Below are 24,656 nucleotides of genomic sequence, written 5' to 3'. Positions count from 1 at the left end.
ATACCTAAAAGCATTACTTCCACCTGATACTCCAAAAACACCTATTTTTTCATAAGGTTATCCGGGCGCCAATAACCGGCGTCTAATACAAAAGTTCTACATCAGATAATGGCACGGTACATTCTATTGCCGAACTTCATACTTTCCGTTATAGTCCGGTCACTAATTAAGTTGATCAGTTACTGTTTAACACCGTCAAATCCGCACCATTTTTAGAACCAATTGACGGCAGTGATATTTGGGAGGGGGTAAAGTCAATGAATATTTCATTGAATGGTGATGCCCGTCACGATTCGAATAACACCGAAGAGCTTTCAATTAATTTCATCGGGAAAGAGCTGTTTTTCTCCAATCAAACTCTTAGAAGTGTGCAAACCGAATTCGGAGTGTCGGCCTTTCGTCACGACGTCTTGGAATCTCTTGATCCAGCGCCCGGCTCCGGCGGGCGGGTCGTGGTTGTCGACCAGATTTTGGTTGATGATCTGCTCTCGCGCCCAGCTGAATACCTCAGCGCGGCAAGCGCTGGCTGTCTGGCGTTTGCGTTTCGCAAAGAGAATGCCGCCCGGTATTTGTTCGAGCACTGGGACCGCGCAGAATTCGGAGATATTGGTTATCTGCCGATGAACGTTTCACCCGACGTCTGGCGCGCGATCCTGCGTCTGTTGATGCATGAAGAGTTGTTTCTGCCCTGTTTCCTTGCCGACAGCGTGCCCGCCAACCATGCCAGCCCTGCCCCTCAGGGTTCTGAAAAACCCGTTGCCAAAGTCCGGGCCTCCGAAAAGCTGCCGCTTTATTCCAAACTCACGCGGCGGGAAAAACAGGTTCTGGAACTGGTTTCGAAAGGCAAAAGCAACAAGGTCATTGCGTCCACCTTGGGCATCACCGAGCACACCGTGAAGCTGCACATGCACAATGTTTCGGGAAAGATCGGGGTTAGCAACAGGACGGCAGCGGCGCATTTCTTTTTCGAAGTCGCCCCAAGCGGGTCACACGGGGCAATTCCCGTTGAGTGACCTTTTCGAAGCACGGTTTGACAGGCTGATCCTTCTGGTTGGCCGCCTGAATTACATGTGGACCAATACCGAAAGCCTGCTGATACATCTGATTGCCGGGCTAACTGGTGCCAACAAAGATGTGGCGGTTATCATATTTCTGACACTGAACACGACCAGAGCGAGGATTGATCTGGTCGAACGTCTGGCCAAGATGGAAGGCCGCCCGGCAAACATACGCGATCCGATATTGGAGCATACGCAGCGTCTCTCCCGGCTCTCGGCTGTGCGGAACAAATTCAATCACTGCATTTATTCATTTGATCAGGAAAGCGGTAATCCGAAAACCATCCTGATGCGGATCGCGGATCGAAAAACCGACATAAAGCTGGGCCGCGAAGATACGGTGGACGACAGCGCCATGAAAGAAATCGAGGACGTCGTCGCCAAGCTTTCAGCAGCGAACCGGGACATCTGGCAGTTGATCAAACACCTTGAGTTTCCGGTTTGACACAAAGCCGTTGTTGAATGGATCGAATGGTGCCCCTAAAGGGAGAAACCTCGAACCGCTTATTCCATTCTCTGGCGCAATGGGAGATGGCGCTCAAGGGGGCGTTCTAAGTTCGGCATCTAGGTTTGTAGCATGCCCAACCTAAACGACGGCGTAAGTTGCTGTGCCGCCATTTAGGTTGCCACCACATAAGATGCAGGCAACATGTAAGTTCAATTACTACAACAAAAAATGTCGGTACCGCTTGCTGCCTTGGAACGATTTTGTCATTCTACCTGAAGTGGTAGAAAAGATTTGAGCAGCTAACATGTCCACGGAAAAACCTTCGGCCTTTGTCGCGTACACGTCTCGCGATGGTGATTTGTCAGATACAATTCTGACAGGAGTGAGGAAGGCCAACGCAGCAGACGGCTGCCCCACCCGATTTGAGCCTTGGGAATTCAACGATATCTCAGGTAAGAATTTGATTTCCCCAATAATCGAAGGGATCGACGCATCACCGTTCGTCGTTGCGGACATTACCTACCTCAACCTCAATGTTGTCTATGAGGTGGGTTTTTCGATTGGACGAAAGAAGAAAGTTCTTCTCATAAGAAGCAACCAGATCGAAGGTGATCGGGAGATCGCTAAGGCAGTGGGTATCTTCGACACAATCGGCTATAAATCTTACGGTTCTGATGACGACCTGCGTAACAAGCTTACCAGTTACGTTTCTGAGGACCCTTTGCCCTTTGAGGCCACGGTGAACCACAAGGCACCAGTGTATGTCCTGCCGAACAATGGTGGATCGGAGGCCTCTTCCTACCTGATAAGCAGAGTAAAAAAAGCGAGATATCGCTTTAGATCATTCTCATCGACCGAAGACATTCGACTATCGGCTACAGATGCCATTTCTCAAGTAGCCCAGTCTGCAGGTGTCGTAGCGCTTTTAGACGACCGCAATATCGAACAGATGATTAGAGCCTTGTTCATCGCAGGTTTAGCGGATGGAATGAACAAACCTCTGCTGCTGGTTGCGCCTTACATGACTGAAATCCCTCTGGATATCAGAGATCAAGTAAAAACCTATAGAGACAAAACCGACATCGCAGACATCGTCGCTGAGTTCTGCCCAGAAATAAACGCGAAGCAGCAAGAGTCTTCACCACCCCCAATCACAGCACCCAACTTGCTCGGAAGAGTCTCTGTGGGCGACCCCACTGCAGAGAACGAAATGACTACCCTCGAGAATTATTATCTTCAAACTGACCAGTACCTAAGAGCGTCTCGAGGAGAGGTGAACCTAGTCGTAGGTCGAAAAGGCTCTGGAAAAACGGCTCTATTTATCAGGCTACGGGACACCACGCGGGCCGATAAACGCAATATTGTGGTGGATCTAAAACCAGAAAGTTACCAACTTTTAAAACTAAAAGACGAGATACTCGAGCACCTCGCCGATGGGTCGCGACAACACTTGATCACTGCATTCTGGGAGTATTTGATCCTACTCGAAGTGACCTACAAGCTTCTCGAAAAAGATCAGCATTCGTACAGATTCAATCATCAAATCAGAGATGAATACGAAGAGCTTGAAGAAATCTACAAGGGTAGCAAAGGCGTCTCAGAAGGCGATTTTTCCGAACGCGTAATGCAATTGTCGCAGCACCTTGCTGAGAACTATTCTTCAAAAGTAAGCAACGATAATGGTGGGAAAATCACGGCGGAGATTCTGACCGAAATACTATACAGCCATAATTTGAAAGCGCTGAAAGAATCAGTTTCAGAGTACTTGGACCATAAAGAGAACGTTCTGGTTCTTTTCGACAACCTCGACAAGAGTTGGTCTACCATAGGTGTAGATACGATCGACGCGGTCACACTTCGCTGTCTGATTGACGCTGGTCGTAAAGTCGAGAGAGATATGCAAAAGCGCGGACATGTATTCCGGTGCATAGTCTTCGTTCGGAACGACGTATATCAGCACTTGATGGCCAATTCACCCGACTACGGCAAAGAAATGCGGGCCACATTGGACTGGAATGACCTCGATCTTCTTCGAGAGCTGCTAAGGCTTCGGCTTGTTTCTAACCTAGATGACGATTTTGAAAATGCGAGTTTTGCGGACATTTGGGCCGCGATTTCCATTTCTCACGTCTTCGGAGAAGAGTCGTCCAGTTTCTTGATAGATCGGTCGTTAATGCGACCTCGCAATGTACTGAAGTTGCTCAGTCACGCACGGGCGTTTGCCGTCAACTTTCGTAAAGAAAAGATCGACCAAGAAGACTATTTCAAAGGTCTCAAGGCATACTCGCAGGACTTGCTCGTGGAACTAGATCGTGAACTTAGCGACGTATTTCCTGAGGCCAAAGAGTTGCTGTACTACTTCTTGGATAGCAACTCTAAACTAGACAAAGACCAACTGCTTTCAATTGTACTCGAAGCTGGCATTCCAGAGGACAAGTTCGAAGCCATTCGAGACTTCCTTCTATATCACGGGGTACTGGGCCTCTCTCTGGAAGAGAAGGACCAGTACATTTTTGATGTGGGGTACGATCTGAAACAGATTCTTATCCGACTAAGGCGCCTGGGTGATGATGCTCGTTTCGTGTTGAATCCGGCTTTCGCTCCGGCTCTCGAAATCAAGGATCAAATGTTTGACCAACAAGCCGCCCTTCCAATTTGAGCTTTGACTTCACATAGTACTCTCCGACTAACTGACCTTTGATTTTGTCTAAGCAAAACTTGCTCAGCCCTAATCAGCTATGCTCCAGATAGATGGAAATTGGGTTAACTGCTGAATCGGCGCATCTGGTTTGCGGCAACAGTACCCAAGATGCAATGGAGCCCCTTCTCACTGCAGTCAAAACGTCACGCTCGCCAATTGATTCGTGTCACTTTGCGTGACATTCGGAGACTGACTGCAATCCAAATACAAAGCTGCTGCTTTCGTGGATGTGACAAATTCCACAAGGCTCAGATTTAGCACCAACGAGCCAAGGCCGTTGCCGCAACGAATGTGACAAAAGATTTTGACCATTTGGCCCCGCGCTGCAGCGGCGTGTGTCATTTACTCTTACCTTCCCAAGCGGCGCTCTCCACCTGTAACTTGTTGTTACTTATCCATTTTTTGGAACTGGGTGAAACTGAAAAACAAGGAGAGTTCGAACATGAATCACGAATTGAACCATGACAAAATCATCGATTTTGTCGAAGCAAGAAACCGTCACCACCTGAACCGGGAGCGACTGGAGGTTGACGTTGACCGTTATCAAAGCTTCCTCGACAGCAGCGGTGTTTCCGACGAGCAAAAGGCGGAATTTTTGAAGGCGCTTTGGACTGTGATCGTCGCCTTTGTTGACCTTGGCTACGGTATTCATCCCGTACAGACAGGCGGCGCGGAGATCATCAGCCTACCTACGCATAAGTCTCGCTGCAGCAATGTTTCGTACAGCATCGGAGGGACCGCAAATGTTTGACAAGCAGCAGAAACAGAAGCGGACCAAGTGTGTCATCTATTGCCGCGTCTCATCAATCAAGCAAACGATGGATGGCGCGGGCCTGTCCAGTCAGGAGCGGAGCTGCAGGGATTACGCGCAGCAATGCGGCATGATGGTTGAGGACGTCTTTACCGACGTGATCTCAGGTGCCAGTTCGAACCGGCCCGGTATGAATCTCCTGCTCGATTTTCTCAACCGTGTTGACGCACGTGAATATATGGTAATCGTCGATGACATTTCGCGTTTTGCGCGTGATGTCGGTGCCCATACAGAGTTGCGGAACAAAATCATGACCGCAAGCGCCTCAAGGTGCTGCCTGTATCTAGCTTTGGTTGCGTTCTTTATACCATCGGACTCTGCCAACCATCGATGTGCCGTTTCGCTAATGGTTGTACCTTCTCTCGCAGATCGGGTCTTGTTCGTTGCGCGAACAGTCGGGGCGGTTTTACCCTCGCTCATAGACGACAAGATTGCAGCTATGACTTCTTGTTGAAGCACCAAAGCTTCAGCCAAGTCCTGAGTGCCTAGACCCCTGACAATCTCTTTCTTACCAAGAATCGGTTGGTAATCGATCGGTACAGCGACTCTTACAGCGTCACCTTTGCCGCGCTTAAAGAGGCCTTTGGGTAACCGTACATCCATAACAAAAGGCTCCACTTCCAGTTACAAGAACCGGAAAAACCCTTTGAAAACAATGAGTCTGGTGCCCCCACACGGACTCGAACCGCGGACCTACTGATTACAAATCAGTTGCTCTACCAGCTGAGCTATAGGGGCGCTGGGTGTCGATTAATCGGTGTTATCAGAGACTGCAAGCCCGAACTTGAGTTTGTTCGAGCCAATTTATTAATTTACGCCTCAATCACACTACGCTGGAACGGCCGGCTGGTATTTGACTGAGCTGGACGCAACATGTAACCCAAAGGGCAACACGTTAGAAATCAAGGACGTTCTTCGTATGCGGTTGGCCATTCACGCTGGTGCGATGTTCACTGATGACGGCCGATTCATCAAGTTCATGCGGGCGAACGCAAATATCCTGGCAGGATTTGACCGTTACTTTCTAGGGGCAAGAGCGTACAGACGGGTGTTCCGGGACGTTTTGCAGACTGCCGAACCCATTGCCTCAAACCCGGATGTGCCGGCCGCGCTCCAAAAATTATTTCCGCAAGACGTACCGGTAGAACGTGCGATTTTGACCTGCGCCCAGTTTCTTGGGGAACACGAAACCTGCATTCAGGATGGCCAGTTCTACCCTGATGCGGGTCAAAGGATGCGCCGCATAGCCCAGTGCTTTCCCGACGCTCCGATCGAGTTGTTTGTCGGGCTGTGCAATCCTGCCGGATTCATACCAAAGGCTCTGATCGAAATGACTGATGAACAGCGCCAGAAAACCCTGAAAACAACTGATCTGAGTTGCCTGAGTTGGTTGACGATGATTGAGGATATTCGGGATCTTGCTCCGGATGCGAAAATCACTCTGTGGAGCAATGAGGAGTCTCCTTTGATTTGGGGAGACATCTTATGCGCCGTCGCCGATTTGCCAGAAGATACGCCTTTGAACCGAGAGATGGGCTTCTTGTCGTCTCTGGTTTCGGACGCGGGCAAACGAGAAATACAAGAAGTTCTGCGGCGAAAAGAAGCGCGAAGCAGCCCAGAACGACGAGAAGCCCTGGCTGATGTGCTGAAGGAGCACGCCCAGCCGGACGCGATAGAAGAGGATCTGGACCTGCCCGGCTGGAACGAGGACATCGTGGCTTCGTTTACTGAATTGTATGAACAGGATCTTGCGCGTCTTCAGTCTATGCCGGACATCCGTTTCCTGACCCGTTGATGGTCGAAATTCAGCGCACTCATCCGCCAGGCTTTCCAACCGAAAACCGCAGGTTCTTGTTTATTCTCGAAACCGGGTTCACGGGGTGTGCGAACCGCTATCGGACGGGTCTTGGAACGTCTTTCTCCCACGAATAGGCGATTGAGATTATCCTGCATCTTTTCAATTGTTTTGGTTGGCTGTAAGTGTTTGCACATCGTCGAGACCCTAGCGAGACAAAGGGCCTAGAGCGAAGCGGGCGTGATGGAATGGTAGACATATCGGACTTAAAATCCGAAGGCCTTAGTGCCGTGTGGGTTCGAGTCCCACCGCCCGCACCATTTCCTTGATAATCAAAGATCAAAGCCTCGGTAGTCTTTCGGCTTCAGCCCTGATTGAAACCACGTGACAAGGGAGACGATCGAGAAGACGGGAAGGTTGGTCGCCTTCTGAATGTCCGAAGCATAGGGGCACATGTTCGTGCATTCCAGGACCAGCGCGCCCAACTCGGGGTGGCGATTTTTCAACTCCAGCGCGGCGTGGACGTTATCCGCGCGGGCCTTTTCCACGTCCAAGTCGTTTTCGTTGCCAAGAATAGCTCTGGTGAATTCCGATCCGCCTTCGGTCGACCCGATAGGAGTTCCCTCCGGAACGTTGGCGTGTCTCAGGTGATCCGGAGTGAGCGACGAAGCAGAGATCGTCAGCACACCTGTTCGTTTTTCAGCGGGCAACATGCGGTTCACCATTTCGACCTGCATCAGAGAGGACGTCACAACCGGCACGGGAACGGCCTTGGACAGTTCGGTTTGGAACAGCGACAGGAAACCGCAATTGGTTGTTATTCCGTCCACTCCGTCTTTCACCAGCTCTTGCGCGGCGTCTATGAACGCGTCCAGCATCCCCTCAGCTCGTTGACGCACGACGCGGTCCGGGGATGCGTCGCGCACGATGCGGAAATGAACGGGAAACGGCCATGTGACTGCATTGCCCATATCGCCGGGGATGCGTGGGAATTTGGCGTCCAGCATCAAAATGCCGACAGAAGCACCATAGATGGACTTTCCGCCCTGCGCGATCATGTCCCGGCCTCGTCGAGGATACGGGTCGAAATGACCTCGGATCCTTCCATGTATATGCCCGAAATCCCCCGCCGCACGGCATCCTGCACCTGATCAATTCGCTTGGCGATGTGGGCGCCCAGTACATGCGCCGCCTGATCTGCGTTGCGCTCCAGCAATGCTTGCATGACCTGTTTGTGCTCGTCCTTCGAACGCGGAACACGATCAGGCGTCATGGACACCCAGCGGATGTAGCGGATGCGTTCGTTGATCCGGGACAGTGTTTGCAAAAGTTCGGCGTTGCCGGACAGTTTGGCGATATGCAGATGAAACGCCTCGTCCCTCTTGACAGCTTCGGCGACGGTCAGCCCGGTGATGTCGATCCCGGTCGTATAGAGATCATCCCGCAAGGCGTGCAATTCGTCATCAGATGCTTTGAGACATGTGGCGCGGACGGCCGCAACCTCGATGATCTGGCGCAGCTCAAACAAGTCAAACACGCTCTGCGCGTCCAGCGGGCGGCAAAAGAAGCCCTGACCGGGGCGGAAATCGAACAATCGTTCAGCCACCAACCGGTTCAATGCCTCGCGCAATGGGGTTCGGCTGACACCCAGATCCTTCGACAAGGCCACTTCGTTGAGGCGATCACCGGGGCGCAGGCGGAAAGACACTGCCATCGCCTTGACCTGATCATAGATGTCATCAACGCGCGGACCCGCCATTTGTTTCGTCCCTCCGATTGCCATTCACAGGTGCCACAGGTGGATGTTGAAATCAATATACAAAACTGTATACAGTCTTGTGTGCAATCTCAACCAGAAGGAATCGCAAGCCATGACGGGGACGAATTACCTGACCGGAGCCGAAGCGATGGTGCGCATGCTTCAAGCCCATGGTGTGACGCATATGTTCGGCCTGTGCGGCGATACCACCCTTCCCTTCTATGACGCGATGGCGCGGATGGATCATGGAATTCAGCATATCCTGACACGGGATGAACGGCATGCGGCCTACATGGCGGATGGCTATGCGCGCGTGACCGGCAAACCGGGCGTCTGCGAAGGGCCTTCGGGTGGAGGAGCGACATACATCCTGCCGGGCGTGGTCGAGGCTAACGAAAGCTCGGTTCCGATTTTGGCCATCACCTCGGATGTGGCGACGACCAGCCGGGGAAAATACCCGTTGACCGAGCTGGACCAACCGGCGCTGTTCCGACCATTGGCCAAATGGAACGCCTCGCTTGACGACGCGACACGCTTGCCTGCGATGGTACGTGCAGCATTCCGGGCAATGACCACAGGCACCCCCGGTGCGACGCATCTGGCGCTGCCGTTTGACACGCAGAAGGCGCAGGTGGATGAGGCCGAGATCTGGGCCGACGCCCGCCATCGCGGTTACCCGGCCGAGCGCGCTGGTCCCGATCTGGAAGCCATCGAAGCGGCCGCCGAGATATTGGCCAAAGCAAAATCCGCTGTGGCCGTGTGCGGCGGCGGCCCGGTCTTGTCCGGGGCCGAGGACGCATTGCTCCGCGTCGCCGGCTTGCTGGACATGCCTGTCGCCACCACCGTGTCGGGACAAGGCTCGATTGCCGAGACAGACCCCTTGGCGTTGGGCGTTGTTGGATCGAACGGAGGTGTCCCCGCGACCCGCGCCGTGATCGATCAGGCTGACGTGGTCCTGTTCATCGGTTGTCGTGCCGGATCTGTAACCACCGAGCGCTGGAGGAGCCCCGGCCGCGATGCCACGATCATCCATGTCGACAGCGACCCCATGGTGATCGGGGCGAATTACCAGACGGAGGTGGCCATCTGCGCTGATGCCCGTCTGGCGTTGGACGCGCTGGCCTTGGCGCTTGAAGAGCGACAAGACTTGCCCAGCCTCGGCGGCGCCACGAAGGCACGTGTAGCGTGGGAGGCCAAGCTGGCGGCTTTCGCGCCGCTTGCTGCAAGCCGAGAGACCCCGATCCGGCCCGAAGCCGTGATGGCCTCACTGATGGATATCCTCGACGACGATGCGATTGTGGTTGCTGACCCTGGCACGCCCTGCCCCTATTTCAGCGCGCACTACCGTTGGCGCAAACCGGGGCGGCATTTCATTACAAATCGGGCACATGGGGCGTTGGGATACTCTCTGGGCGCGGCGATGGGTGCGCATGTGGGCCGTCCGTCCGTCAAAACTCTGGCCGTCATGGGCGACGGGTCGTTTGGCTTCACCTGCGGCGAGTTCGAAACCATGGTTCGGCACAAGATGCCGATCACCTCGATCGTGTTCTCGAACTCGGTTTTCGGCTGGATCAAGGCCGGACAGGAGTCCGGGTTCGGTCAGCGGTATTATAATGTCGACTTCAATCGCACTGACCACGCGGCGGTGGCGTCGGCATTCGGTGTCAAGTCATGGACAGTCAAGGACCCTGATGAATTGCCCAAGGTCCTTAAGCAGGCCATCGAACATGATGGTCCGACGTTGGTCGACATTCATTCGCAACAGCTTCACGAAGCCGCCGCGCCTGTTTCGGAATGGGTGGCATAAGACGCAATCGATGGTGTTAGTTGCGCCAGGAACTCCTGTGCCATCGTCGACAGGGGACGGCCCTTGGCGGTGATGATCGCGAGGTCCAGCATCACGGCAGGACGGAACGGGCGGGTCTGGTACCCGCTCTCTCCGTCAAAGGTAACCGTAAAGGGGTCGATCATTGCGACGCCCATGCCCTGTTTGACGAAACTCAGCAGATTTTCTGACAGATGCGTGTGGATTTGCGTACGCCAGGTCCGCCCTGCGGTTTGGAAAATGTCGCGCGTCCGGCGATGGGTCTGATGCTCGGGACCCATCACGATGAAGGGTTCGTTTTCCAGAATCTCCGGCGTTAAGACGTCGTGGTCGGCCAGCGGGCTGTCGTCGGGAAACGTTGCCAGCGTTTCGAACTGAAACACCTCATAGTTTAATGTGTCGTGCAGAATGGGCATCTCGACGACGCCGACCTCAAACAGGCCCGAGATCACCCATTCCTGAATCTTCGACGAATATTGCGATTGAAAACTCACCGAAAGGTTCGGGCGGCTTTTGGCAAAGCGCGCAATCTCCTGCGGCATAAACCCAAATGACAGCAGATGTGGAGCGGCGACCTGCAACTGGCCGGGATGCTTATTCTGCAGGTCCGTCACGGCCTGCGCCACATGGTCAAGTCCACGCACAACCGTGTCGACCTCGCGATACAGCATTTCGGCCTCGGGGGTGGGCAGCAGGCGCCCTTTGTTGCGCTCAAACAGCGGCAATCGTGCCTCGCGTTCCAATTGTGCCAGCAGGTTGCTGATACCAGGTTGCGAGATGCCCAGGACCGAGGCCGCGCCGGTGACGGTTCCGGTCTCCATAATGGCGTGAAAGGCTTGTAGTTGGCGGAACCTTAGGGACATCGACTAGGCATCATTTTTTCTGATGAACTCTCAAAGATATAGTATTTGAAATGATATCCTGGTCAAGGCAGGCTTGCTTTTGTCAATTGGGAACGACATGAGCGATCTGGACCAGAAAATCACAGGGTTTGATCTGTGGCACCTGAAGCTGCCGGTTACGTCTCGACGGGATCATGGGATCGGGTCGGTCGAGGGCGCGTGTGAAATTGTGGTTCTGCGATTGACGACAGAGGACGGGTCCGAAGGGTTTGGCGAGGCGTCTCCCTGGTCCGTTTTCACCGGGACGCCCGAAGCCAGCTATGCCGCCCTGGACCGTTATCTGCGCCCGCTTGTGGTCGGCGCAAAACTGGCGGATCGGGCCGCAATCATGGCCCGCGCCGCTTATGCGGTTGCCCATTGCACCGAGGCCAAGGCTGCACTGGAAACTGCTTTGCTAGACCTAACGGGACGGGTCAGCCAAGTGCCGGTGTGGTCCCTGCTTGGCGGTCGTTATCGGGATTCCATTCCGCTCAGCTGTTCGATTGCAAACCCGGATTTCGCACAGGACATTGATCTTTTGGCGCGGCTACATGACGATGGTGTGCGGATCGTCAAGCTCAAGACCGGGTTCAAGGATCATGCGTTCGACATCATGCGGTTGGAGCACATCACACGGCATTACCCGGACTTTGCGGTGCGCGTGGACTACAATCAGGGGCTTGGTATCAAAGAGGCTCCGGCGCGTGTGCGGGATGTCGCCCAGTTTGAACCGGACTTCATCGAACAGCCGGTACGCGCGCCTCATTTCGGTTTGATGGCTAGGTTGCGGCAAGCAATTGATGTGCCGCTTTTGGCCGATGAGAGCGTCTTTGGCCCCGAGGACATGGAACGCGCCGCGCGTGAGGGGATTTGCGACGGAGTGTCGGTTAAGATCATGAAGTCAGGCGGTTTGACCCGAGGCCAGACAGTCGCTCGGATCGCGGCTGCGCATGGGCTCACGGCATACGGCGGAGATATGTTCGAGGCCGGTCTGGCGCATCTGGCGGGCACGCACATGATCGCCGCAACGCCCGAAATCACGCTGGGTTGCGAGTTCTATCAGGCCACATATTTCCTGTCTGAGGACATCCTGGAAGAGCCATTCCAAATCCACGATGGCCAAGTCGTCGTGCCCTCCGGTCCCGGTTTGGGAGGCAGGCCCGATCCGGCGAAGCTGGATCATTATGCTGTGGCCAAGGCGGTGGCGGCATGAGTGACAAAAAGACAATAGCGATCATCGGTGCCGGTATCGTTGGTGTTTCGGCAGCCGTTTGGCTGCAGCGCGATGGCCATGACGTGATCCTGATCGACAAGGCCGGACCCGGGGAAGGCACCTCGCATGGCAATGGCGGCGTCCTGGCCTCTTGCTCCATCGTGCCCGTGACGGTTCCGGGGCTGCTGGGCAAAGCCCCCAAGATGCTGCTCAGCCCGTCTCAGCCCTTGTTCCTGAAATGGGGATACCTGCCAAAGCTGATCCCGTGGCTGAAGCACTACCTGAGCCATGCCAACGCCGATGACGTCGCCCGGATTGCGGCAGCGCTCACACCCATCGTTGGTGACAGCCTGAACGATCACAAAGCCCTGGCGGCTGGGACGAGTGCCGAGAAATGGATCGTGCCGTCCGACTATCTGTTCCTTTACAACGACCGTGCGCATTTCGAAGGGGATGCCTTCGGCTGGGGCATCCGCCGCAAGCACGGGTTTCAGTGGGAAGAACTGGAAGGCAAGGCGTTCCACGATTACGATCCTGTCTTCAGCGAAGATATCGGCTTTGCCGCCAAGCTTGCGGACCACGGTCATATCACCGACCCGGGTCGTTATGTGAAAGACCTTGCCGCGCATGTTGAGGCAAACGGAGGCCGGATCATCCGCGCCCAGGTCGATGATGTCACGCGAGACAATGGCCGCGTTACGGGCGTTCATACCGGCGGTGAGACCCTCTCCTGCGATACGGCCATCGTGACTGCGGGGGTCTGGTCAGGTCCATTGGCCAAACGGCTTGGCATCACTGTTCCTCTGGAAAGCGAACGTGGCTATCATCTTGAATTGGTGGGTCCTTCTGCCATGCCACGCAGCCCTGTCATGGTGGCGTCGGGCAAGTTTGTTGCCACGCCCATGGACGGGCGGATACGCTTGGCGGGGATTGTGGAGTTCGGTGGACTGGATGCTCCGCCATCGCGCGCGCCATTTGAATTGATGCGCAAGAATGCCCGGGCGGCGTTTCCGGGCGTGACGTGGAAGGAGGAAGTGGAATGGATGGGGCACAGGCCTGCGCCCGCGGATTCGATCCCGATCATCGGAGACGTTCCCGGCATTGACGGCGCGTATATGGGCTTTGGTCACCATCACATCGGTCTGACAGGCGGGCCGAAAACCGGGCGTCTTTTGGCGCAGATGATCGCGGGAAGGACTCCGAACACGGATATGAGCGTCTACGCGCCCGCACGTTTCGCAACATAAAAAACAGGCTGGTGACGAACATCAGCACTTCAAAGTTCAACTGGGAGACTATGATGAAAAAACTAACAAACCTACTGGCCGCAACAGCTTTGACCGCAGCCTCGGCAGCGCCCGCTCTGGCCGAGAAATGGGACATGCCGATGGCGTATTCGGCGTCGAACTTCCATTCGGCCACGGGCGCGGAATTCGCCAAGTGTGTGACCACTGGCACAGGTGGCGAGATTGAAATCGTTACGCACCCGTCGGGATCCCTGTTCAAGGGTGCTGACATCAAGCGTGCGATCCAGACCGGGCAGGCCCCGATTGGCGAGCGCTTGCTATCCGGACACCAGAACGAAAACGCACTCTTCGGCTTCGACTCGATCCCATTCCTTGCGACATCGTTTGACGACAGCGCCAAGCTGTGGGATGCTGCCAAGCCCTCGATCGAGAACCTGCTGGCTGAGCAAAACCTGACGCTGCTTTACGCCGTGCCATGGCCGCCGCAGGGCCTCTACTTCAAGGACGAGGTCAACTCGGTCGCCGATATGAAGGGCATCAAGTTCCGGTCCTACAACAACGCCACCTCGCGTCTGGCCGAGCTGACAGGGATGCTGCCGGTGACCATCGAAGCGGCTGAAATCAGCCAAGCCTTTGCAACGGGTGTTGCGGATTCGATGGTGTCTTCGGGTTCGACCGGATACGACCGCAAGGTTTGGGAAAGCCTGAACTATTTCTATGAGGTCGACGCCTGGCTGCCGCGTAACTACGTGATGGTGAACTCGGATGTTTGGTCCGGCGTGTCGGACGCCAACAAGAACGTCATCAAGGCCTGCGCCGAACTGGCTGAATATGCGGGCAACTGGCGCGCCAAGGAATACACCGGCTTTACGCTGCAGGGCCTGCGGGATGGTGGCATGACCGTTGGTCCGGCCTCGGATCAGATGGTCGGTGAGTTGAAAGAGATCGGCGTCACCATGACCAATGAATGGCTGGAAGCTGCCGGGGATGAGGGCAAAGCCATCGTCGACGCGTTCAACTCGTCTCAGTAACTGCATATTGCGGGCGGCGGGTTTTTCGCCGCCCGCAACCCAACCAATCATAACAAATCGGGGATGGTATGGCGGTTTTGCGAGGGCTTCGGTCCGTACTGGATTTCATTTATTTGGCGGCAGGTGTGCTGGCGGCACTCAGCTTGATTGCGATCTTGTTGCTGATCGTGGTGCAGATGCTGGCCCGCTGGACCGGAGAGGTATTTCCCGGCGCGCCCGACTATGCCGGATATGCAATGGCTGCCGCGTCGTTCCTGGCCTTTGCCAATGCGCTGAACCGCGGCAGCCATATCCGCGTTTCGATCCTGTTGAATGCCGTGCCTGATGGTGTCCGGCGTATCCTCGAAATCTGGTGTTTCGCTATTGGCACCGCCGTTATGTGGTATTTCTGCTGGTACGCCTACCGGTTTGTCTACTGGAGCTGGAAGTTCAACGATGTCAGTCAGGGGCAGGACAAAACCGCCCTGTGGATCCCGCAATCTGCCATGCTGATCGGAGCCGTGATCCTTGCCATCGCCCTGACCGATCACCTCATTCATGTGCTGTTCAAGGGCGATCATCGGATCGTCCGTGATTTGGCCGACCAGAGCCACGGAGAGTAAGCGCATGGAGAATCTGTCCGTCATCATCCTCTTCCTCTTTGTGCTATTCACGCTTCTGGGCACCGGAGTCTGGGTCGGCCTGGCCCTGATGGGTGTCGCCTGGGTCGGAATGGAGCTGTTCACCACACGCCCCGTCGGCGACGTGATGATCACAACCATCTGGTCGGCGTCCTCATCCTGGACCCTGACCGCGCTGCCCATGTTCATCTGGATGGGAGAGATCCTGTATCGAACGCGATTATCTGAGGACATGTTCAAGGGGCTGTCGCCTTGGATGGCTCCGCTGCCCGGCGGGTTGGTACATACGAATATCGTGGGCTGTACTGTGTTTGCTGCTGTCTCTGGTTCGTCTGCCGCCACGCTGACCACGGTCGGCAAAATGTCGATCCCTGAGCTGCGCAAGCGCAATTATCCCGAGCGGATGATCATCGGCACTCTGACGGGTGCAGCGACTCTGGGCTTGATGATCCCACCATCGCTGACGCTGATCGTCTATGGGGTCACGATCAATGAATCCATCACCAAACTGTTCTTTGCAGGCATCCTTCCTGGCTTGGTTCTCGCGGCGATGTTCATGGGCTATGTCGCGATCTATTCCAAGCTGGGCAAAGACTGGAATCCGAACGTCGAGGGCAAGCTAAGCTTTTCCGAGAAGATCAAGAATTCGCGCTTTCTGCTGCCCGTGATCCTGTTGATCATGGTTGTCATTGGATCGATGTATCTGGGCTATGCCACAGCGACCGAAGCGGCGGCCTTTGGTGTCATCGGCGGGCTGCTGCTGGCTGCAGGCCAGGGCTCACTCAACTGGAAAACCTTTACCGAAAGTCTGATGGGCGCGACCCGGACCAGCGCCATGATCGCGTTGATCCTTGCAGGGGCCGCGTTCTTGTCCCTGTCGATGGGCTTCACCGGACTTCCGCGTGGGTTGGCCGACCTGATCGCGGGGTGGGAGTTGACCCGGTTCGAGCTGCTGATGGTTCTGCTGGTCTTCTATGTGATTCTGGGGTGTTTTCTCGATGGGATTTCCTCGGTCGTGCTGACCATGGCTGTGGTCGAGCCGATGATCCGCGACGCGGGCATCGACCTGATCTGGTTCGGCATCTTCATCGTGGTCGTTGTTGAGATGGCGCAAATCACGCCGCCCATCGGCTTTAATCTGTTCGTGATGCAGGGCATGACCAACCACGAGATGAGCTATATCGCCCGTGCCGCGATCCCGATGTTCCTGATCATGGTGCTGATGGTCTTTGTGCTGATCTGGTTCCCGGAGCTTGCGACCTGGCTGCCCGACAACCTGCGGCAGAGCCCTTCAGGTTAGGCGATCTAACCTGGGCAGCACGGCCGTCGGCAACTGCCCAGGAGATTCACAGAAGCTTCAACCCTGACGTGGCAAAAACGTTGAAACCGCCCGCGCCTGCCAGCATCGGTGTCAGTTCATTCCCAAAGCTTCCTTGTACATCTCAAGGACCGCTTCCTCTTCGGCGATGTCATCCTTGTCTCGCTTTCGCAACGCGACGACCTTGCGCATCACCTTTGTGTCGTAGCCGCGCGCCTTTGCCTCGGCCATGACCTCTTTTTGCTGTTCAGCGATGTCTTTCTTTTCAGCCTCAAGACGCTCGAACCGTTCGATGAACTGGCGCAACTCACCCGCGGTTACGCGATAATTCGATGCGGCCTGATCGTCGGTCATGTCTTGCATTTGCGTCTCTCCCAAAGGCTGAAAAATGAATGCCGGGTCACCGGGCACTCAGCCGGATACAGCGCCGATGCGCCGACTGCAAGCTCCCTTTACGCTGGACCCGCTTGTACCATCGCAATCGATCCGGTAAGCGCTGTTCCAGTTCGCCTGAAACGCGTGGGGTAGCATGTTCGACATAATGGTTTGGAGCGGAGCAGCCTTGTCGCTGGCTGGCCTCTGCGGTCTTGTCTGGTGCATCCTGCGAGTGATGAAAGCCCGCAAAGCCGGGCTGTCTGACGAAGACCTCCGCGCAGCCGTTCAGGGCGTCCTGCCCTGGAATCTGGCGTCGCTGTTTCTGTCTGTCATTGGTTTGATGCTGGTCATCCTTGGGATATCCTTTGGATGACCAACGGATCAGACCGGCATGTTGTCGAACCGTGCTTCCAGGGCATCTTCGCACAAGGCCGCGTCCAGTCGCCGCAACCTTGACGGGATCTGCAATCCCTGAGCCCGCATCCTGTCAAGGACCTTGCTGACGCTCGGTTGCAACGCCAACCTTGTATCAAGGCACGCGCCCTGAAGCTTTTGTTCCAGCTGTTCGGCTTCTGAATAGAGATCCTGAGTAGTCATCTGCGTCCTCCCAAACGGTGCCAGTGTGTCTGAAATAGGTAACGACTTTAAGACCAACATGAGACTCGCTCAGCGCTCTGCAGTTTTTCGCCGATCTCGGTCAAAAACGTTCATTTCACCGCGAGTCGATTAACTCATATGCGAAAATGGTCCAAAATGCCTTGATTGACATCAACTCGTGATTTGGAACTTGCATCACATTCCGCTATCACTATATGAAATCCAATCTGCCGGAGGACCAGATGACGCCCGTTGTAAAAGCCTTTTTTGACCAGCAGACATTTACCGTCTCCTATGTCGTTCAAGAGCCGCAGGGGGCGGCCTGCGCCATCATCGATAGCGTTCTGGATTTCGACCACGCCTCAGGGCGCACCGACACTGGGTCGGCCGATCAAATTGTAGACTACGTTACTGCCAACGACCTTAGGGTTGAGTGGATTCTGGAAAGCCATGTACATGCGGATCACCTGTCGGCAGCGCCGTACCTGCAGCAAAAACTGGGTGGCAAGATCGGGATCGGCAAAAACATCGTCATCGTTCAGGACACTTTCGGCAAAGTGTTCAACGAAGGAACCGAATTCCAGCGTGACGGCAGTCAGTTCGATGCGTTGTTCAAGGAAGGCGACAGCTTTCACATCGGTCAGTTGCGCGCAGATGTGCTTCACACGCCCGGGCATACGCCCGCTTGCATGACATATGTGATTGGCGATGCCGCCTTTGTCGGCGACACGTTGTTCATGCCGGATTTCGGCACCGCTCGGTGCGATTTCCCCGGCGGATCGTCGGCTGATCTTTTTGCCTCGATACAAAAGATCCTGTCGCTGCCGGATGAAACGCGCATTTTTGTCGGGCACGATTACAAGGCTCCGGGTCGGGACGAATACGCGTGGGAGACCACGGTGGGCGAGCAAAAGGCGCTGAACGTGCATATCGGTCAGGGTCGCAGCATCGAAGAATTCGTCGAAATGCGCGACGCGCGCGATGCAACACTGGCCATGCCGCGCCTTATCCTTCCGTCACTGCAGGTGAATATGCGCGCCGGACAAATGCCGCCCGCAGATGAACACGGTGATGTGTTCATGAAAATCCCGGTAAACAAACTTTGATCCGAACGAAGGTGTGGGAATGAACATTGAATGGGTAATGGGTCTGGTTGGTGGCTTGCTGATCGGACTGGGTGCTGCGGTTTTTCTGCTTGGAAACGGGCGCATCATGGGGGCCAGCGGCATATTGGGTGAACTGGTTTCACGTGACGGCAGGGATGGCCGTTGGGAACGTGTGGCCTTTGTCACAGGCCTGATCGGCGTGCCATTTCTTTTGCGCCCGATCATCGCACCTCAGGCCGAAACGCATCTTACGGGGAATCTTAGCATCGTCATCATCGCCGGCCTTCTGGTCGGAGTCGGTACGCGCGTCGCCAACGGATGCACCTCCGGTCATGGCGTCTGCGGTATCTCGCGCCTGTCCCTCCGCGGCATCGTCGCCACCGTTTTCTATATTCTGGCGGGTGGCCTGACACTGGTGTTGTTCCGCCAAGCTCTGGGGGTGATCTGATGCGTATAGTTTTAGCCCTGATCGCCGGATCGTTGTTCGGCACCGGCCTGCTGATATCCGGCATGACCGACACCACCAAAGTGCAAGGGTGGCTGGATGTTTTCGGGAACTGGGACCCGACATTGGCCTTTGTCATGGGTGGTGCAATTTTGCCAATGGCCGTAGCATGGCAATTGACGCGCAACCGCGCGCCTCTGGTCGGGGGGCAATTCCCCTCACCCCCTCGTGTCGAGATGGATCGACGACTGATCGTTGGGTCTGTTCTGTTTGGCATGGGCTGGGGACTGGCCGGGCTTTGCCCTGGTCCGGCGATGGCCTCGCTCAGCTATGGCGGCACTGGTGGTTTGCTGTTTTTGGGAGCGATGGTTGCGGGTATGTTCGCCGCGCCGAAACTGGGTGCGCAACTGGACAGGATGGCAACGGCGGCCTAAGCAATTGTCATGGAGATTCGCCAGATAACACCCCGCTATTCCGTCTCGCCGCAGATTTCTGTCGAGGACGTGCCAGCCATTGTCGAAGCCGGTTTCGTCAAGGTCATTTGCAACCGGCCAAATACCGAAGTGCCACCGGATATGCAGTCCGACGCAATCGGTCAGGCGGTGCGCGACGCGGGTTTGGAATATGAAGTTTTGGAACTGACGCACCAAACCATGACCCCCGAAAATGTCGCCTTGCAGAGGGATCTGGCCGAAAAGTGCGGCGGACCGGTTCTGGCCTATTGCGCGTCTGGCACGCGGTGTTCAGTTGTTTGGGCGCTGGGGCAATGCGATCGCATGAGTGCAGACGAAATCCTCGATGCAACCGGCCGCGCTGGATACGCGCTGGACAACCTTCGTCCAGCGTTAGAGCAGATGCAGACGGATCGCGACTAAGGCGCTAAGCTCTGTCTGGATTGTCAAGCCCGGCAAGTTGGGTGATCTCGGCCAGCATCTGGTCGGGTTCGGACAAGGCAAGGCTGTCCACGGTCGTGATGCCCGCAGGCAACTGATCCTTTTCCAAGTCATTGGCGAGCACTGACCCGTCAGCATTCTGGAGTGTGTCGGCTGACCCGTCTGTCTCAGGCGATTTGCTGGCTAGAAAACGATCCTCATCCGTATCCAGCTGTGTTGCCGGAGGTTTCGACTCGTTTATCCGAATGGCGCGCATGCCGCGGCATTGTCCCAGACGCCCAAAAGCCGTTCGTTTGCGCTCAATTGACATAAGCGCGACACCATCCAGCCGCGCATCGGTTAGCGGCAGGATGTCCCCGGCGCTCAGGTCAGTCAGTGTGGTCAACGGCAAAGACACGCGACCGATGACGGCGTTCAGTTCGGCCCGCATGACTCCCGAAGCTTGATCAAGGCGTGGACAATCTTCTAAGGCCCCAGCGTCTTCCTCCGCATCCCCAGTACGCGCGGGCAGCAGGATAAGGGCGCGACCCTGACGCGCGCCACCCGCCAGATCAATCGTCAGCTCGCAGATGCGATATGAATCGTCGGTCATTCCCAACACCAAAGTGCGCCGATCCGGCGCACGCGTCGTGAATTCTAACCCCGCTAAAGCAGCCTTGTCTGCCGGTGAGTCGACCAAAACACTTGCCCGCTTCAGCATATTTTCGACGAGCGGCACCACCATTGCCGCGTCAGTGTCCGTCTGAGCCCGCAGTTCGGGTTCGTCGCCCAACACCAGGCAAATCGTTTGCTGCTGTACAATCGCAGAGACAAAACCCTGGTCCAGACAAACGGCGGTCGCGTGCTCGTCACCGGCGAACATCAACAACAGCCAGTTTTCTTCGATGAAATCCTTCAGCTTGTCCTGCGCACACGTCTTTTGACGAACGCCGATCACCGAAAGCGGCAGCCCGATGTTATCCCCAGCAGCCCGCGCAAGGCTTAGCCGCAACGCCCTGAGAATTGCGCGGGCATCGCCGCCTTCGACATCTTGCGAGGCGGAAATTTTTCGTCCCAAAGCCGCATTATTCCGTTCTGACATCGCCCCGAACCGTCATCTGCTGTTTTTGATGCCTCAGATGTAAACCAAAGACGGTTACGAATGTCTTTATGACTTCACTGAGCTGCTTGCCGATAAGCAAGCGGCAGGCTGACCCGAAACCCTGCCCCGCCTTGGCCGGGCAAATAAGTGATCTCGCCGCCCAGTCGCTGCATGATCTCTCGGCAGATCGCCAGCCCCAATCCCGCGCCGCCAGCCTTGTCCGAACCAACCCGTGCAAATTTTTCGAATATCATCGCCTGTGCATCCGTCGGAATCCCACCACCATTGTCAATGAAGTCAACGACAGCCTGCCCGCCAACGTCATGGGCGGAAATAGTAAGTGTGGGTTCGTCGGCATCACAGTACTTTTGAGCGTTCGAAATCAGGTTAATAAAAACCTGCCCCAACCGGTCCAAATCTGTATGGATCGGAATGCGTTCAGTCGATCGCACACGTTTGACTTTCAAAGCCCGGTCGCTGCCCGCCAGCGCACTTGACGACGCGCGATCCAACACAGCGCTCAGCGTCCCGTCGCCCATGTTCAGACTGACCTGACCGCTTTCCAACACGCTCAGGTCCAGCAGATCATCCAGCAGCCGCGTCAGACGCAGCGCCTCATCATGGATGATCGTGGCATAGCGAGTCTGTTCGGAGGGTTCCAACCCGTCTGCGTCGCGCAAAATCTCGGAAAAGGCCCGGATCGAGGTCATGGGTGTGCGCAGTTCATGGCTGACCTGGCTGAGGAATGCGTCCTTTTGCCTGGAGACCTGAGTCAATTTTGTGTTGGCCTCGCGCAATTGGCGTGCGGTTCGGGTCAACTCCGCCGATTTGACTTCCAACTGGCTGGAATATTCCAGCAACTGAGCGGATTCGTCGGCGACAGCCAGCAAGTCCTCGACGGACACAGACGAGCCTCCTACGATCTGCCCGATCATCGCATGGGCCGCTGCCGCACCGACCGAGCCGCTCAGTTCACGCTCAAGCCGTTCCAGAAAGCCGGGCGTGGGTTCCGGCAAGCGTCCGGGCCTGCCGCCCTGCCTGTTCGCCTCGGCTTGAAAGAATTCCTGCGCGGGGGCCGCCCCCAGGATACGCTGGGTCATGATCATCAGGTCTTCGCTTTGTGCGACGGACCCGGTCCAGCCGCGCGGCGCAGCCGAATGATCAAAAACATTCACGAACTGCGCCCCCTGCAAACGTTCCAGAGGGCTGGGAAAGCTCAGCAACGAGGCAACGCAGAACGCAATCGTGTTCAGGGACAAAGACCACATCACCGTATGCACAATCGGGTCGATACCCTCGATCCCGAACAGGGCCTGAGGCCGCAGCCAGCCCAAACCGAACGGCCCGATTTCGAATACGGCATTCGAGATGACTCCGCCGCCCATTCCGGGCAAAAGCAACGTGTAGATCCAAAGGAAAAACCCCACACTCAACCCGACAAGCGCCCCTGTTCGAGTTGCGCCACGCCAGAAGAGTCCACCGACGAGCGCTGGCAGGATCTGAGATATTCCAGCAAAGGCAATAAGACCGATCGACGCCAAAGCCGCCCCGCCGCCTGACAAGCGGTAGTAGAAATACCCAAAGGCCATGATCACCGCGATCGACACCCGCCGCGCCATGAGAACGATGGTCCGCACATCGCCTGAAACCGATCCGGACCCTTCATGTGTGCTTAGCCAGATCGGCATAACGACATGGTTCGACACCATGGTGGAAAGCGCCATCGCCGTCACGATCACCATCGATGTCGCCGAAGAAAATCCGCCGATGAATGACAGCATGGCCAGCCAGTCATTGCCCTGCGATAGTGGCACCGTCAGGACAAAGAGGTCGGGGTTCGACCCCGGCGGCAGCAAATCCAGCCCGACAACTGCGATGGGCACCACGAATAAGCTCATCAATAGTAGATATAGCGGGAAGGCCCAGGCTGCCGTCCTCAAGTGACCTTCGTCATCGTTTTCAACCACCATGACCTGAAACATCCGGGGCAAACAGACAAAAGCCGCCGCCGACAGAAAAATGAATGTAGTCCAGCGCCCGGCATCGACGTGCCACTGCCCGATTTCCGAAGCATCAATGCGCTCCATCATCGGGCCAAATCCCCCAGCAACACCCCAAACGACGAAAATACCAACCGCCAAAAGCGCGAACAGCTTCACCACAGATTCCAGGGCAATCGCGGTGACAACGCCGTGGTGACGCTCATTCGCGTCCAGATTTCGCGTGCCGAAAAGAATGGCGAACACGGCCAGTCCAGCCGCCACCCAGAACACGCTGGACCCTTCGCGGTACAACCCCGAGGGGTCGGCCTCGGCGAAGATCGAAAAGGACAAAGTGATCGACTGCAGTTGTAGCGCGATATACGGCGTGCCGCCCAAAACAGCCAAAATGGTCACACATATCGCCAGCGTGTTCGACTTGCCGTAGCGCGACGAAATCAGGTCCGCGATGGAGGTCACGCGCTGGCTGCGCCCTACGCGTACAAGTTTGCGCAGACCCCACCACCAGCTGATCATTACCAGCGTTGGTCCAAGGTAGATCGTCACGAACTCCAGACCTGACCGGGCGGCATTTCCGACCGCTCCGTAAAAGGTCCAGGCCGTACAATAGATGGACAAGGAAAGCGTATAGATAAGGGGTGAGCGCAGCCACTTGCCCCGGCCCGCCGCCGCCATGCGGTCCGCAGCGAAGGCCACGCCGAACAACAAAACCACATAGCCCAGGCAGACCAGGATCAGAATGTTCAGGGTTGCCATGGCCCGCTCTCAGTTTCGGAACTGTCGCTGGACGTCATCCGCCGGGCAGCAAATCCAAAGACAAGGCTGATCAAGATCAGGAGGCCCCAGCAGGCAAAAATGTAAAAAATTGCCGAGGATAAAGGCCAGCCGTCAGCGCCGTCTTTGTCCGGCCATAAAAGAGGCAATGCGACAAGACCGGCACCCAGAAATGGCAAAAGGCGCGCCGCATCCGCCAACCTTCGTCGACGATAGCTTTGCCGCTCTAGGAATACCGAAGGCCGGGTTGCGGATGGTTGCAAAGCTTCGTCACGGCTGGTCATGACCGCGACGCCTGTGCATGTAAGTCACGAACGGCTGTCAGGACTTCGGTATTTGAAAACGGTTTGGTCATGAACCGGCTCACACCGGCCTGCTCGGCCATTTCGCGGTCGCGTGATTGGCCCCGCGCCGTCAGCATCAGAACGGGAAGGTCCTGCATGTCGTCATGCTCGCGAAGATCACGCAACACATCCATTCCGCTTTTGCCTGGAAGCATAACGTCCAGAATCACCAAATCTGGCTTAGCAGCCAGAATGACCTGAACGGCATCCATTCCTTCGGCATGTGTTTCAACCAGCCACCCCTCTCGGGTCAGCAAAAAACGGATGGCCTCGGTAATGTTGGGCTCATCTTCAATCAGCAGAACCTTGCGGCTCATGTTAGTTATTCCTCCCC

At 55.9% G+C, this 24,656-nt stretch carries 25 protein-coding genes, 2 tRNA genes and 1 pseudogene; 18 read left to right on the top strand and 10 right to left on the bottom strand.

The genetic code is table 11. The features are described 5' to 3' along the window. Nucleotides 1–257 precede the first annotated feature (257 nt). From ACR0CR_RS06900 to ACR0CR_RS06880, 5 genes are all read left to right on the top strand, one after another. The gene (locus tag ACR0CR_RS06900) at nucleotides 258–1,013 is read left to right on the top strand and encodes a helix-turn-helix transcriptional regulator (protein ID WP_480597833.1); all 756 of its coding nucleotides are present in this window, start codon (nucleotides 258–260) and stop codon (nucleotides 1,011–1,013) included. Further along, complete coding sequence (locus ACR0CR_RS06895) at nucleotides 1,006–1,503, top strand: hypothetical protein (RefSeq protein ID WP_480597832.1); 498 nt, start codon at nucleotides 1,006–1,008, stop codon at nucleotides 1,501–1,503. The genes ACR0CR_RS06900 and ACR0CR_RS06895 overlap by 8 nt, the downstream gene beginning before the upstream one ends. Before the next feature lie 307 nt (nucleotides 1,504–1,810). After that, nucleotides 1,811–4,165, top strand: coding sequence for a P-loop ATPase, Sll1717 family (locus ACR0CR_RS06890; RefSeq protein ID WP_480597831.1), 2,355 nt, complete (start codon nucleotides 1,811–1,813; stop codon nucleotides 4,163–4,165). A gap of 484 nt (nucleotides 4,166–4,649) precedes the next feature. Continuing rightward, a complete protein-coding gene (locus ACR0CR_RS06885) occupies nucleotides 4,650–4,958 on the top strand; it encodes a hypothetical protein (protein ID WP_480597830.1) in 309 nt (102 codons plus the stop codon). Then, nucleotides 4,951–5,472, top strand: a complete 522-nt coding sequence (locus ACR0CR_RS06880) for a recombinase family protein (protein WP_480597829.1) — start codon at nucleotides 4,951–4,953, stop codon at nucleotides 5,470–5,472. The genes ACR0CR_RS06885 and ACR0CR_RS06880 overlap by 8 nt, the downstream gene beginning before the upstream one ends. Nucleotides 5,473–5,510: 38 nt before the next feature. On the opposite strand, the pseudogene ACR0CR_RS06875 reads toward ACR0CR_RS06880, so the two are convergent. Beyond that, nucleotides 5,511–5,621 (bottom strand): annotated as a pseudogene (locus ACR0CR_RS06875) (hypothetical protein); the annotation flags it as partial. A gap of 59 nt (nucleotides 5,622–5,680) precedes the next feature. Continuing rightward, a tRNA-Thr gene (locus tag ACR0CR_RS06870) sits at nucleotides 5,681–5,756 on the bottom strand. Nucleotides 5,757–5,871: 115 nt separating this feature from the next. Between ACR0CR_RS06870 and ACR0CR_RS06865 the strand changes: the two genes are divergently transcribed. Next, nucleotides 5,872–6,813: a hypothetical protein gene (locus ACR0CR_RS06865; RefSeq protein WP_480597828.1), complete on the top strand. Its 942-nt coding sequence runs from the start codon at nucleotides 5,872–5,874 to the stop codon at nucleotides 6,811–6,813. A 234-nt stretch (nucleotides 6,814–7,047) separates the two neighbouring features. Beyond that, nucleotides 7,048–7,133, top strand: a tRNA-Leu gene (locus ACR0CR_RS06860). 12 nt (nucleotides 7,134–7,145) lie between these two features. On the opposite strand, the gene ACR0CR_RS06855 is transcribed toward ACR0CR_RS06860, so the two are convergent. Beyond that, the gene (locus tag ACR0CR_RS06855) at nucleotides 7,146–7,871 is read right to left on the bottom strand and encodes an aspartate/glutamate racemase family protein (RefSeq protein WP_480597826.1); all 726 of its coding nucleotides are present in this window, start codon (nucleotides 7,869–7,871) and stop codon (nucleotides 7,146–7,148) included. Beyond that, complete coding sequence (locus ACR0CR_RS06850) at nucleotides 7,868–8,572, bottom strand: GntR family transcriptional regulator (RefSeq protein ID WP_480597825.1); 705 nt, start codon at nucleotides 8,570–8,572, stop codon at nucleotides 7,868–7,870. Before ACR0CR_RS06850 ends, ACR0CR_RS06855 begins: the two co-directional genes overlap by 4 nt. 112 nt (nucleotides 8,573–8,684) lie before the next feature. On the opposite strand from ACR0CR_RS06850, the gene ACR0CR_RS06845 reads away from it, so the two are divergent. Then, complete coding sequence (locus ACR0CR_RS06845) at nucleotides 8,685–10,379, top strand: thiamine pyrophosphate-binding protein (RefSeq protein WP_480597824.1); 1,695 nt, start codon at nucleotides 8,685–8,687, stop codon at nucleotides 10,377–10,379. On the opposite strand, the gene ACR0CR_RS06840 is transcribed toward ACR0CR_RS06845, so the two are convergent. After that, on the bottom strand, nucleotides 10,340–11,260 hold the full coding sequence (locus tag ACR0CR_RS06840; RefSeq protein ID WP_480597823.1) for a LysR family transcriptional regulator: 921 nt from the start codon (nucleotides 11,258–11,260) through the stop codon (nucleotides 10,340–10,342). The two genes, ACR0CR_RS06845 and ACR0CR_RS06840, sit on opposite strands and share 40 nt — an antisense overlap. Nucleotides 11,261–11,357: 97 nt before the next feature. Here ACR0CR_RS06840 and ACR0CR_RS06835 point away from each other — a divergent pair, with 97 nt between their 5' ends. From ACR0CR_RS06835 to ACR0CR_RS06815, 5 genes are all read left to right on the top strand, one after another. After that, nucleotides 11,358–12,491, top strand: a complete 1,134-nt coding sequence (locus ACR0CR_RS06835; protein ID WP_480597822.1) for an enolase C-terminal domain-like protein — start codon at nucleotides 11,358–11,360, stop codon at nucleotides 12,489–12,491. Next, entirely contained in the window at nucleotides 12,488–13,738 is a 1,251-nt protein-coding gene (locus ACR0CR_RS06830; RefSeq protein ID WP_480597820.1) for an NAD(P)/FAD-dependent oxidoreductase, read from the top strand. The genes ACR0CR_RS06835 and ACR0CR_RS06830 overlap by 4 nt, the downstream gene beginning before the upstream one ends. A gap of 53 nt (nucleotides 13,739–13,791) precedes the next feature. Next, on the top strand, nucleotides 13,792–14,769 hold the full coding sequence (locus ACR0CR_RS06825) for a TRAP transporter substrate-binding protein (RefSeq protein ID WP_480597819.1): 978 nt from the start codon (nucleotides 13,792–13,794) through the stop codon (nucleotides 14,767–14,769). A gap of 68 nt (nucleotides 14,770–14,837) precedes the next feature. Then, nucleotides 14,838–15,371, top strand: coding sequence for a TRAP transporter small permease (locus ACR0CR_RS06820; protein WP_480597818.1), 534 nt, complete (start codon nucleotides 14,838–14,840; stop codon nucleotides 15,369–15,371). 4 nt (nucleotides 15,372–15,375) lie between these two features. After that, entirely contained in the window at nucleotides 15,376–16,689 is a 1,314-nt protein-coding gene (locus ACR0CR_RS06815; RefSeq protein WP_480597817.1) for a TRAP transporter large permease, read from the top strand. 111 nt (nucleotides 16,690–16,800) lie between these two features. On the opposite strand, the gene ACR0CR_RS06810 is transcribed toward ACR0CR_RS06815, so the two are convergent. Next, nucleotides 16,801–17,070: a DUF2312 domain-containing protein gene (locus tag ACR0CR_RS06810; protein WP_170655357.1), complete on the bottom strand. Its 270-nt coding sequence runs from the start codon at nucleotides 17,068–17,070 to the stop codon at nucleotides 16,801–16,803. 166 nt (nucleotides 17,071–17,236) lie between these two features. Here ACR0CR_RS06810 and ACR0CR_RS06805 point away from each other — a divergent pair, with 166 nt between their 5' ends. Further along, nucleotides 17,237–17,455, top strand: a complete 219-nt coding sequence (locus ACR0CR_RS06805; RefSeq protein ID WP_170655355.1) for a hypothetical protein — start codon at nucleotides 17,237–17,239, stop codon at nucleotides 17,453–17,455. 8 nt (nucleotides 17,456–17,463) lie between these two features. On the opposite strand, the gene ACR0CR_RS06800 is transcribed toward ACR0CR_RS06805, so the two are convergent. Continuing rightward, the gene (locus ACR0CR_RS06800; RefSeq protein ID WP_480597816.1) at nucleotides 17,464–17,679 is read right to left on the bottom strand and encodes a hypothetical protein; all 216 of its coding nucleotides are present in this window, start codon (nucleotides 17,677–17,679) and stop codon (nucleotides 17,464–17,466) included. Between the two features lie 242 nt (nucleotides 17,680–17,921). Between ACR0CR_RS06800 and ACR0CR_RS06795 the strand changes: the two genes are divergently transcribed. The 4 genes from ACR0CR_RS06795 to ACR0CR_RS06780 are packed head-to-tail and all read left to right on the top strand — an operon-like array spanning nucleotide 17,922 to nucleotide 20,105. Continuing rightward, a complete protein-coding gene (locus tag ACR0CR_RS06795; protein ID WP_480597815.1) occupies nucleotides 17,922–18,785 on the top strand; it encodes an MBL fold metallo-hydrolase in 864 nt (287 codons plus the stop codon). A 19-nt stretch (nucleotides 18,786–18,804) separates the two neighbouring features. Next, nucleotides 18,805–19,233 (top strand): YeeE/YedE family protein, encoded by a 429-nt coding sequence (locus ACR0CR_RS06790; RefSeq protein ID WP_480597813.1) that lies wholly within the window; start codon nucleotides 18,805–18,807, stop codon nucleotides 19,231–19,233. Then, complete coding sequence (locus ACR0CR_RS06785; protein ID WP_480597812.1) at nucleotides 19,233–19,664, top strand: DUF6691 family protein; 432 nt, start codon at nucleotides 19,233–19,235, stop codon at nucleotides 19,662–19,664. Before ACR0CR_RS06790 ends, ACR0CR_RS06785 begins: the two co-directional genes overlap by 1 nt. 9 nt (nucleotides 19,665–19,673) lie before the next feature. Then, nucleotides 19,674–20,105, top strand: coding sequence for a protein tyrosine phosphatase family protein (locus tag ACR0CR_RS06780; protein ID WP_480597811.1), 432 nt, complete (start codon nucleotides 19,674–19,676; stop codon nucleotides 20,103–20,105). A gap of 4 nt (nucleotides 20,106–20,109) precedes the next feature. Here ACR0CR_RS06780 and ACR0CR_RS06775 read toward each other — a convergent pair whose 3' ends face one another. The 3 genes from ACR0CR_RS06775 to ACR0CR_RS06765 form a co-directional block, all read right to left on the bottom strand. After that, entirely contained in the window at nucleotides 20,110–21,204 is a 1,095-nt protein-coding gene (locus ACR0CR_RS06775) for a FliM/FliN family flagellar motor C-terminal domain-containing protein (RefSeq protein WP_480597810.1), read from the bottom strand. Nucleotides 21,205–21,278: 74 nt separating this feature from the next. Then, on the bottom strand, nucleotides 21,279–23,960 hold the full coding sequence (locus ACR0CR_RS06770) for an ATP-binding protein (RefSeq protein ID WP_480597809.1): 2,682 nt from the start codon (nucleotides 23,958–23,960) through the stop codon (nucleotides 21,279–21,281). Between the two features lie 298 nt (nucleotides 23,961–24,258). Continuing rightward, nucleotides 24,259–24,639 carry a response regulator transcription factor gene (locus ACR0CR_RS06765; protein WP_480597808.1) on the bottom strand — a complete coding sequence of 127 codons (381 nt, stop codon included), beginning with the start codon at nucleotides 24,637–24,639 and terminating at the stop codon, nucleotides 24,259–24,261. Between the last annotated feature and the right edge of the window lie 17 nt (nucleotides 24,640–24,656).

Source organism: Ruegeria sp. AM2, from assembly GCF_056540685.1.
The sequence above is the reverse complement of the archived record's forward strand: the minus strand, read 5'-3'. Positions and strand labels throughout refer to the sequence as shown.

Excerpts from the sequence above, each read along its gene's own strand:
- ACR0CR_RS06845 (WP_480597824.1), top strand. The coding sequence starts at position 8,685 with ATGACGGGGACGAATTACCTGACCGGAGCCGAAGCGATGGTGCGCATG.
- ACR0CR_RS06850 (WP_480597825.1), bottom strand. The coding sequence starts at position 8,572 with ATGGCGGGTCCGCGCGTTGATGACATCTATGATCAGGTCAAGGCGATG.
- ACR0CR_RS06890 (WP_480597831.1), top strand. The coding sequence starts at position 1,811 with ATGTCCACGGAAAAACCTTCGGCCTTTGTCGCGTACACGTCTCGCGAT.
- ACR0CR_RS06840 (WP_480597823.1), bottom strand. The coding sequence starts at position 11,260 with ATGTCCCTAAGGTTCCGCCAACTACAAGCCTTTCACGCCATTATGGAG.
- ACR0CR_RS06830 (WP_480597820.1), top strand. The coding sequence starts at position 12,488 with ATGAGTGACAAAAAGACAATAGCGATCATCGGTGCCGGTATCGTTGGT.
- ACR0CR_RS06775 (WP_480597810.1), bottom strand. The coding sequence starts at position 21,204 with ATGTCAGAACGGAATAATGCGGCTTTGGGACGAAAAATTTCCGCCTCG.
- ACR0CR_RS06805 (WP_170655355.1), top strand. The coding sequence starts at position 17,237 with ATGTTCGACATAATGGTTTGGAGCGGAGCAGCCTTGTCGCTGGCTGGC.
- ACR0CR_RS06855 (WP_480597826.1), bottom strand. The coding sequence starts at position 7,871 with ATGATCGCGCAGGGCGGAAAGTCCATCTATGGTGCTTCTGTCGGCATT.
- ACR0CR_RS06795 (WP_480597815.1), top strand. The coding sequence starts at position 17,922 with ATGACGCCCGTTGTAAAAGCCTTTTTTGACCAGCAGACATTTACCGTC.
- ACR0CR_RS06785 (WP_480597812.1), top strand. The coding sequence starts at position 19,233 with ATGCGTATAGTTTTAGCCCTGATCGCCGGATCGTTGTTCGGCACCGGC.
- ACR0CR_RS06820 (WP_480597818.1), top strand. The coding sequence starts at position 14,838 with ATGGCGGTTTTGCGAGGGCTTCGGTCCGTACTGGATTTCATTTATTTG.
- ACR0CR_RS06790 (WP_480597813.1), top strand. The coding sequence starts at position 18,805 with ATGAACATTGAATGGGTAATGGGTCTGGTTGGTGGCTTGCTGATCGGA.
- ACR0CR_RS06885 (WP_480597830.1), top strand. The coding sequence starts at position 4,650 with ATGAATCACGAATTGAACCATGACAAAATCATCGATTTTGTCGAAGCA.
- ACR0CR_RS06810 (WP_170655357.1), bottom strand. The coding sequence starts at position 17,070 with ATGCAAGACATGACCGACGATCAGGCCGCATCGAATTATCGCGTAACC.
- ACR0CR_RS06765 (WP_480597808.1), bottom strand. The coding sequence starts at position 24,639 with ATGAGCCGCAAGGTTCTGCTGATTGAAGATGAGCCCAACATTACCGAG.
- ACR0CR_RS06800 (WP_480597816.1), bottom strand. The coding sequence starts at position 17,679 with ATGACTACTCAGGATCTCTATTCAGAAGCCGAACAGCTGGAACAAAAG.
- ACR0CR_RS06835 (WP_480597822.1), top strand. The coding sequence starts at position 11,358 with ATGAGCGATCTGGACCAGAAAATCACAGGGTTTGATCTGTGGCACCTG.
- ACR0CR_RS06780 (WP_480597811.1), top strand. The coding sequence starts at position 19,674 with ATGGAGATTCGCCAGATAACACCCCGCTATTCCGTCTCGCCGCAGATT.
- ACR0CR_RS06880 (WP_480597829.1), top strand. The coding sequence starts at position 4,951 with ATGTTTGACAAGCAGCAGAAACAGAAGCGGACCAAGTGTGTCATCTAT.
- ACR0CR_RS06900 (WP_480597833.1), top strand. The coding sequence starts at position 258 with ATGAATATTTCATTGAATGGTGATGCCCGTCACGATTCGAATAACACC.
- ACR0CR_RS06815 (WP_480597817.1), top strand. The coding sequence starts at position 15,376 with ATGGAGAATCTGTCCGTCATCATCCTCTTCCTCTTTGTGCTATTCACG.
- ACR0CR_RS06825 (WP_480597819.1), top strand. The coding sequence starts at position 13,792 with ATGAAAAAACTAACAAACCTACTGGCCGCAACAGCTTTGACCGCAGCC.
- ACR0CR_RS06770 (WP_480597809.1), bottom strand. The coding sequence starts at position 23,960 with ATGGCAACCCTGAACATTCTGATCCTGGTCTGCCTGGGCTATGTGGTT.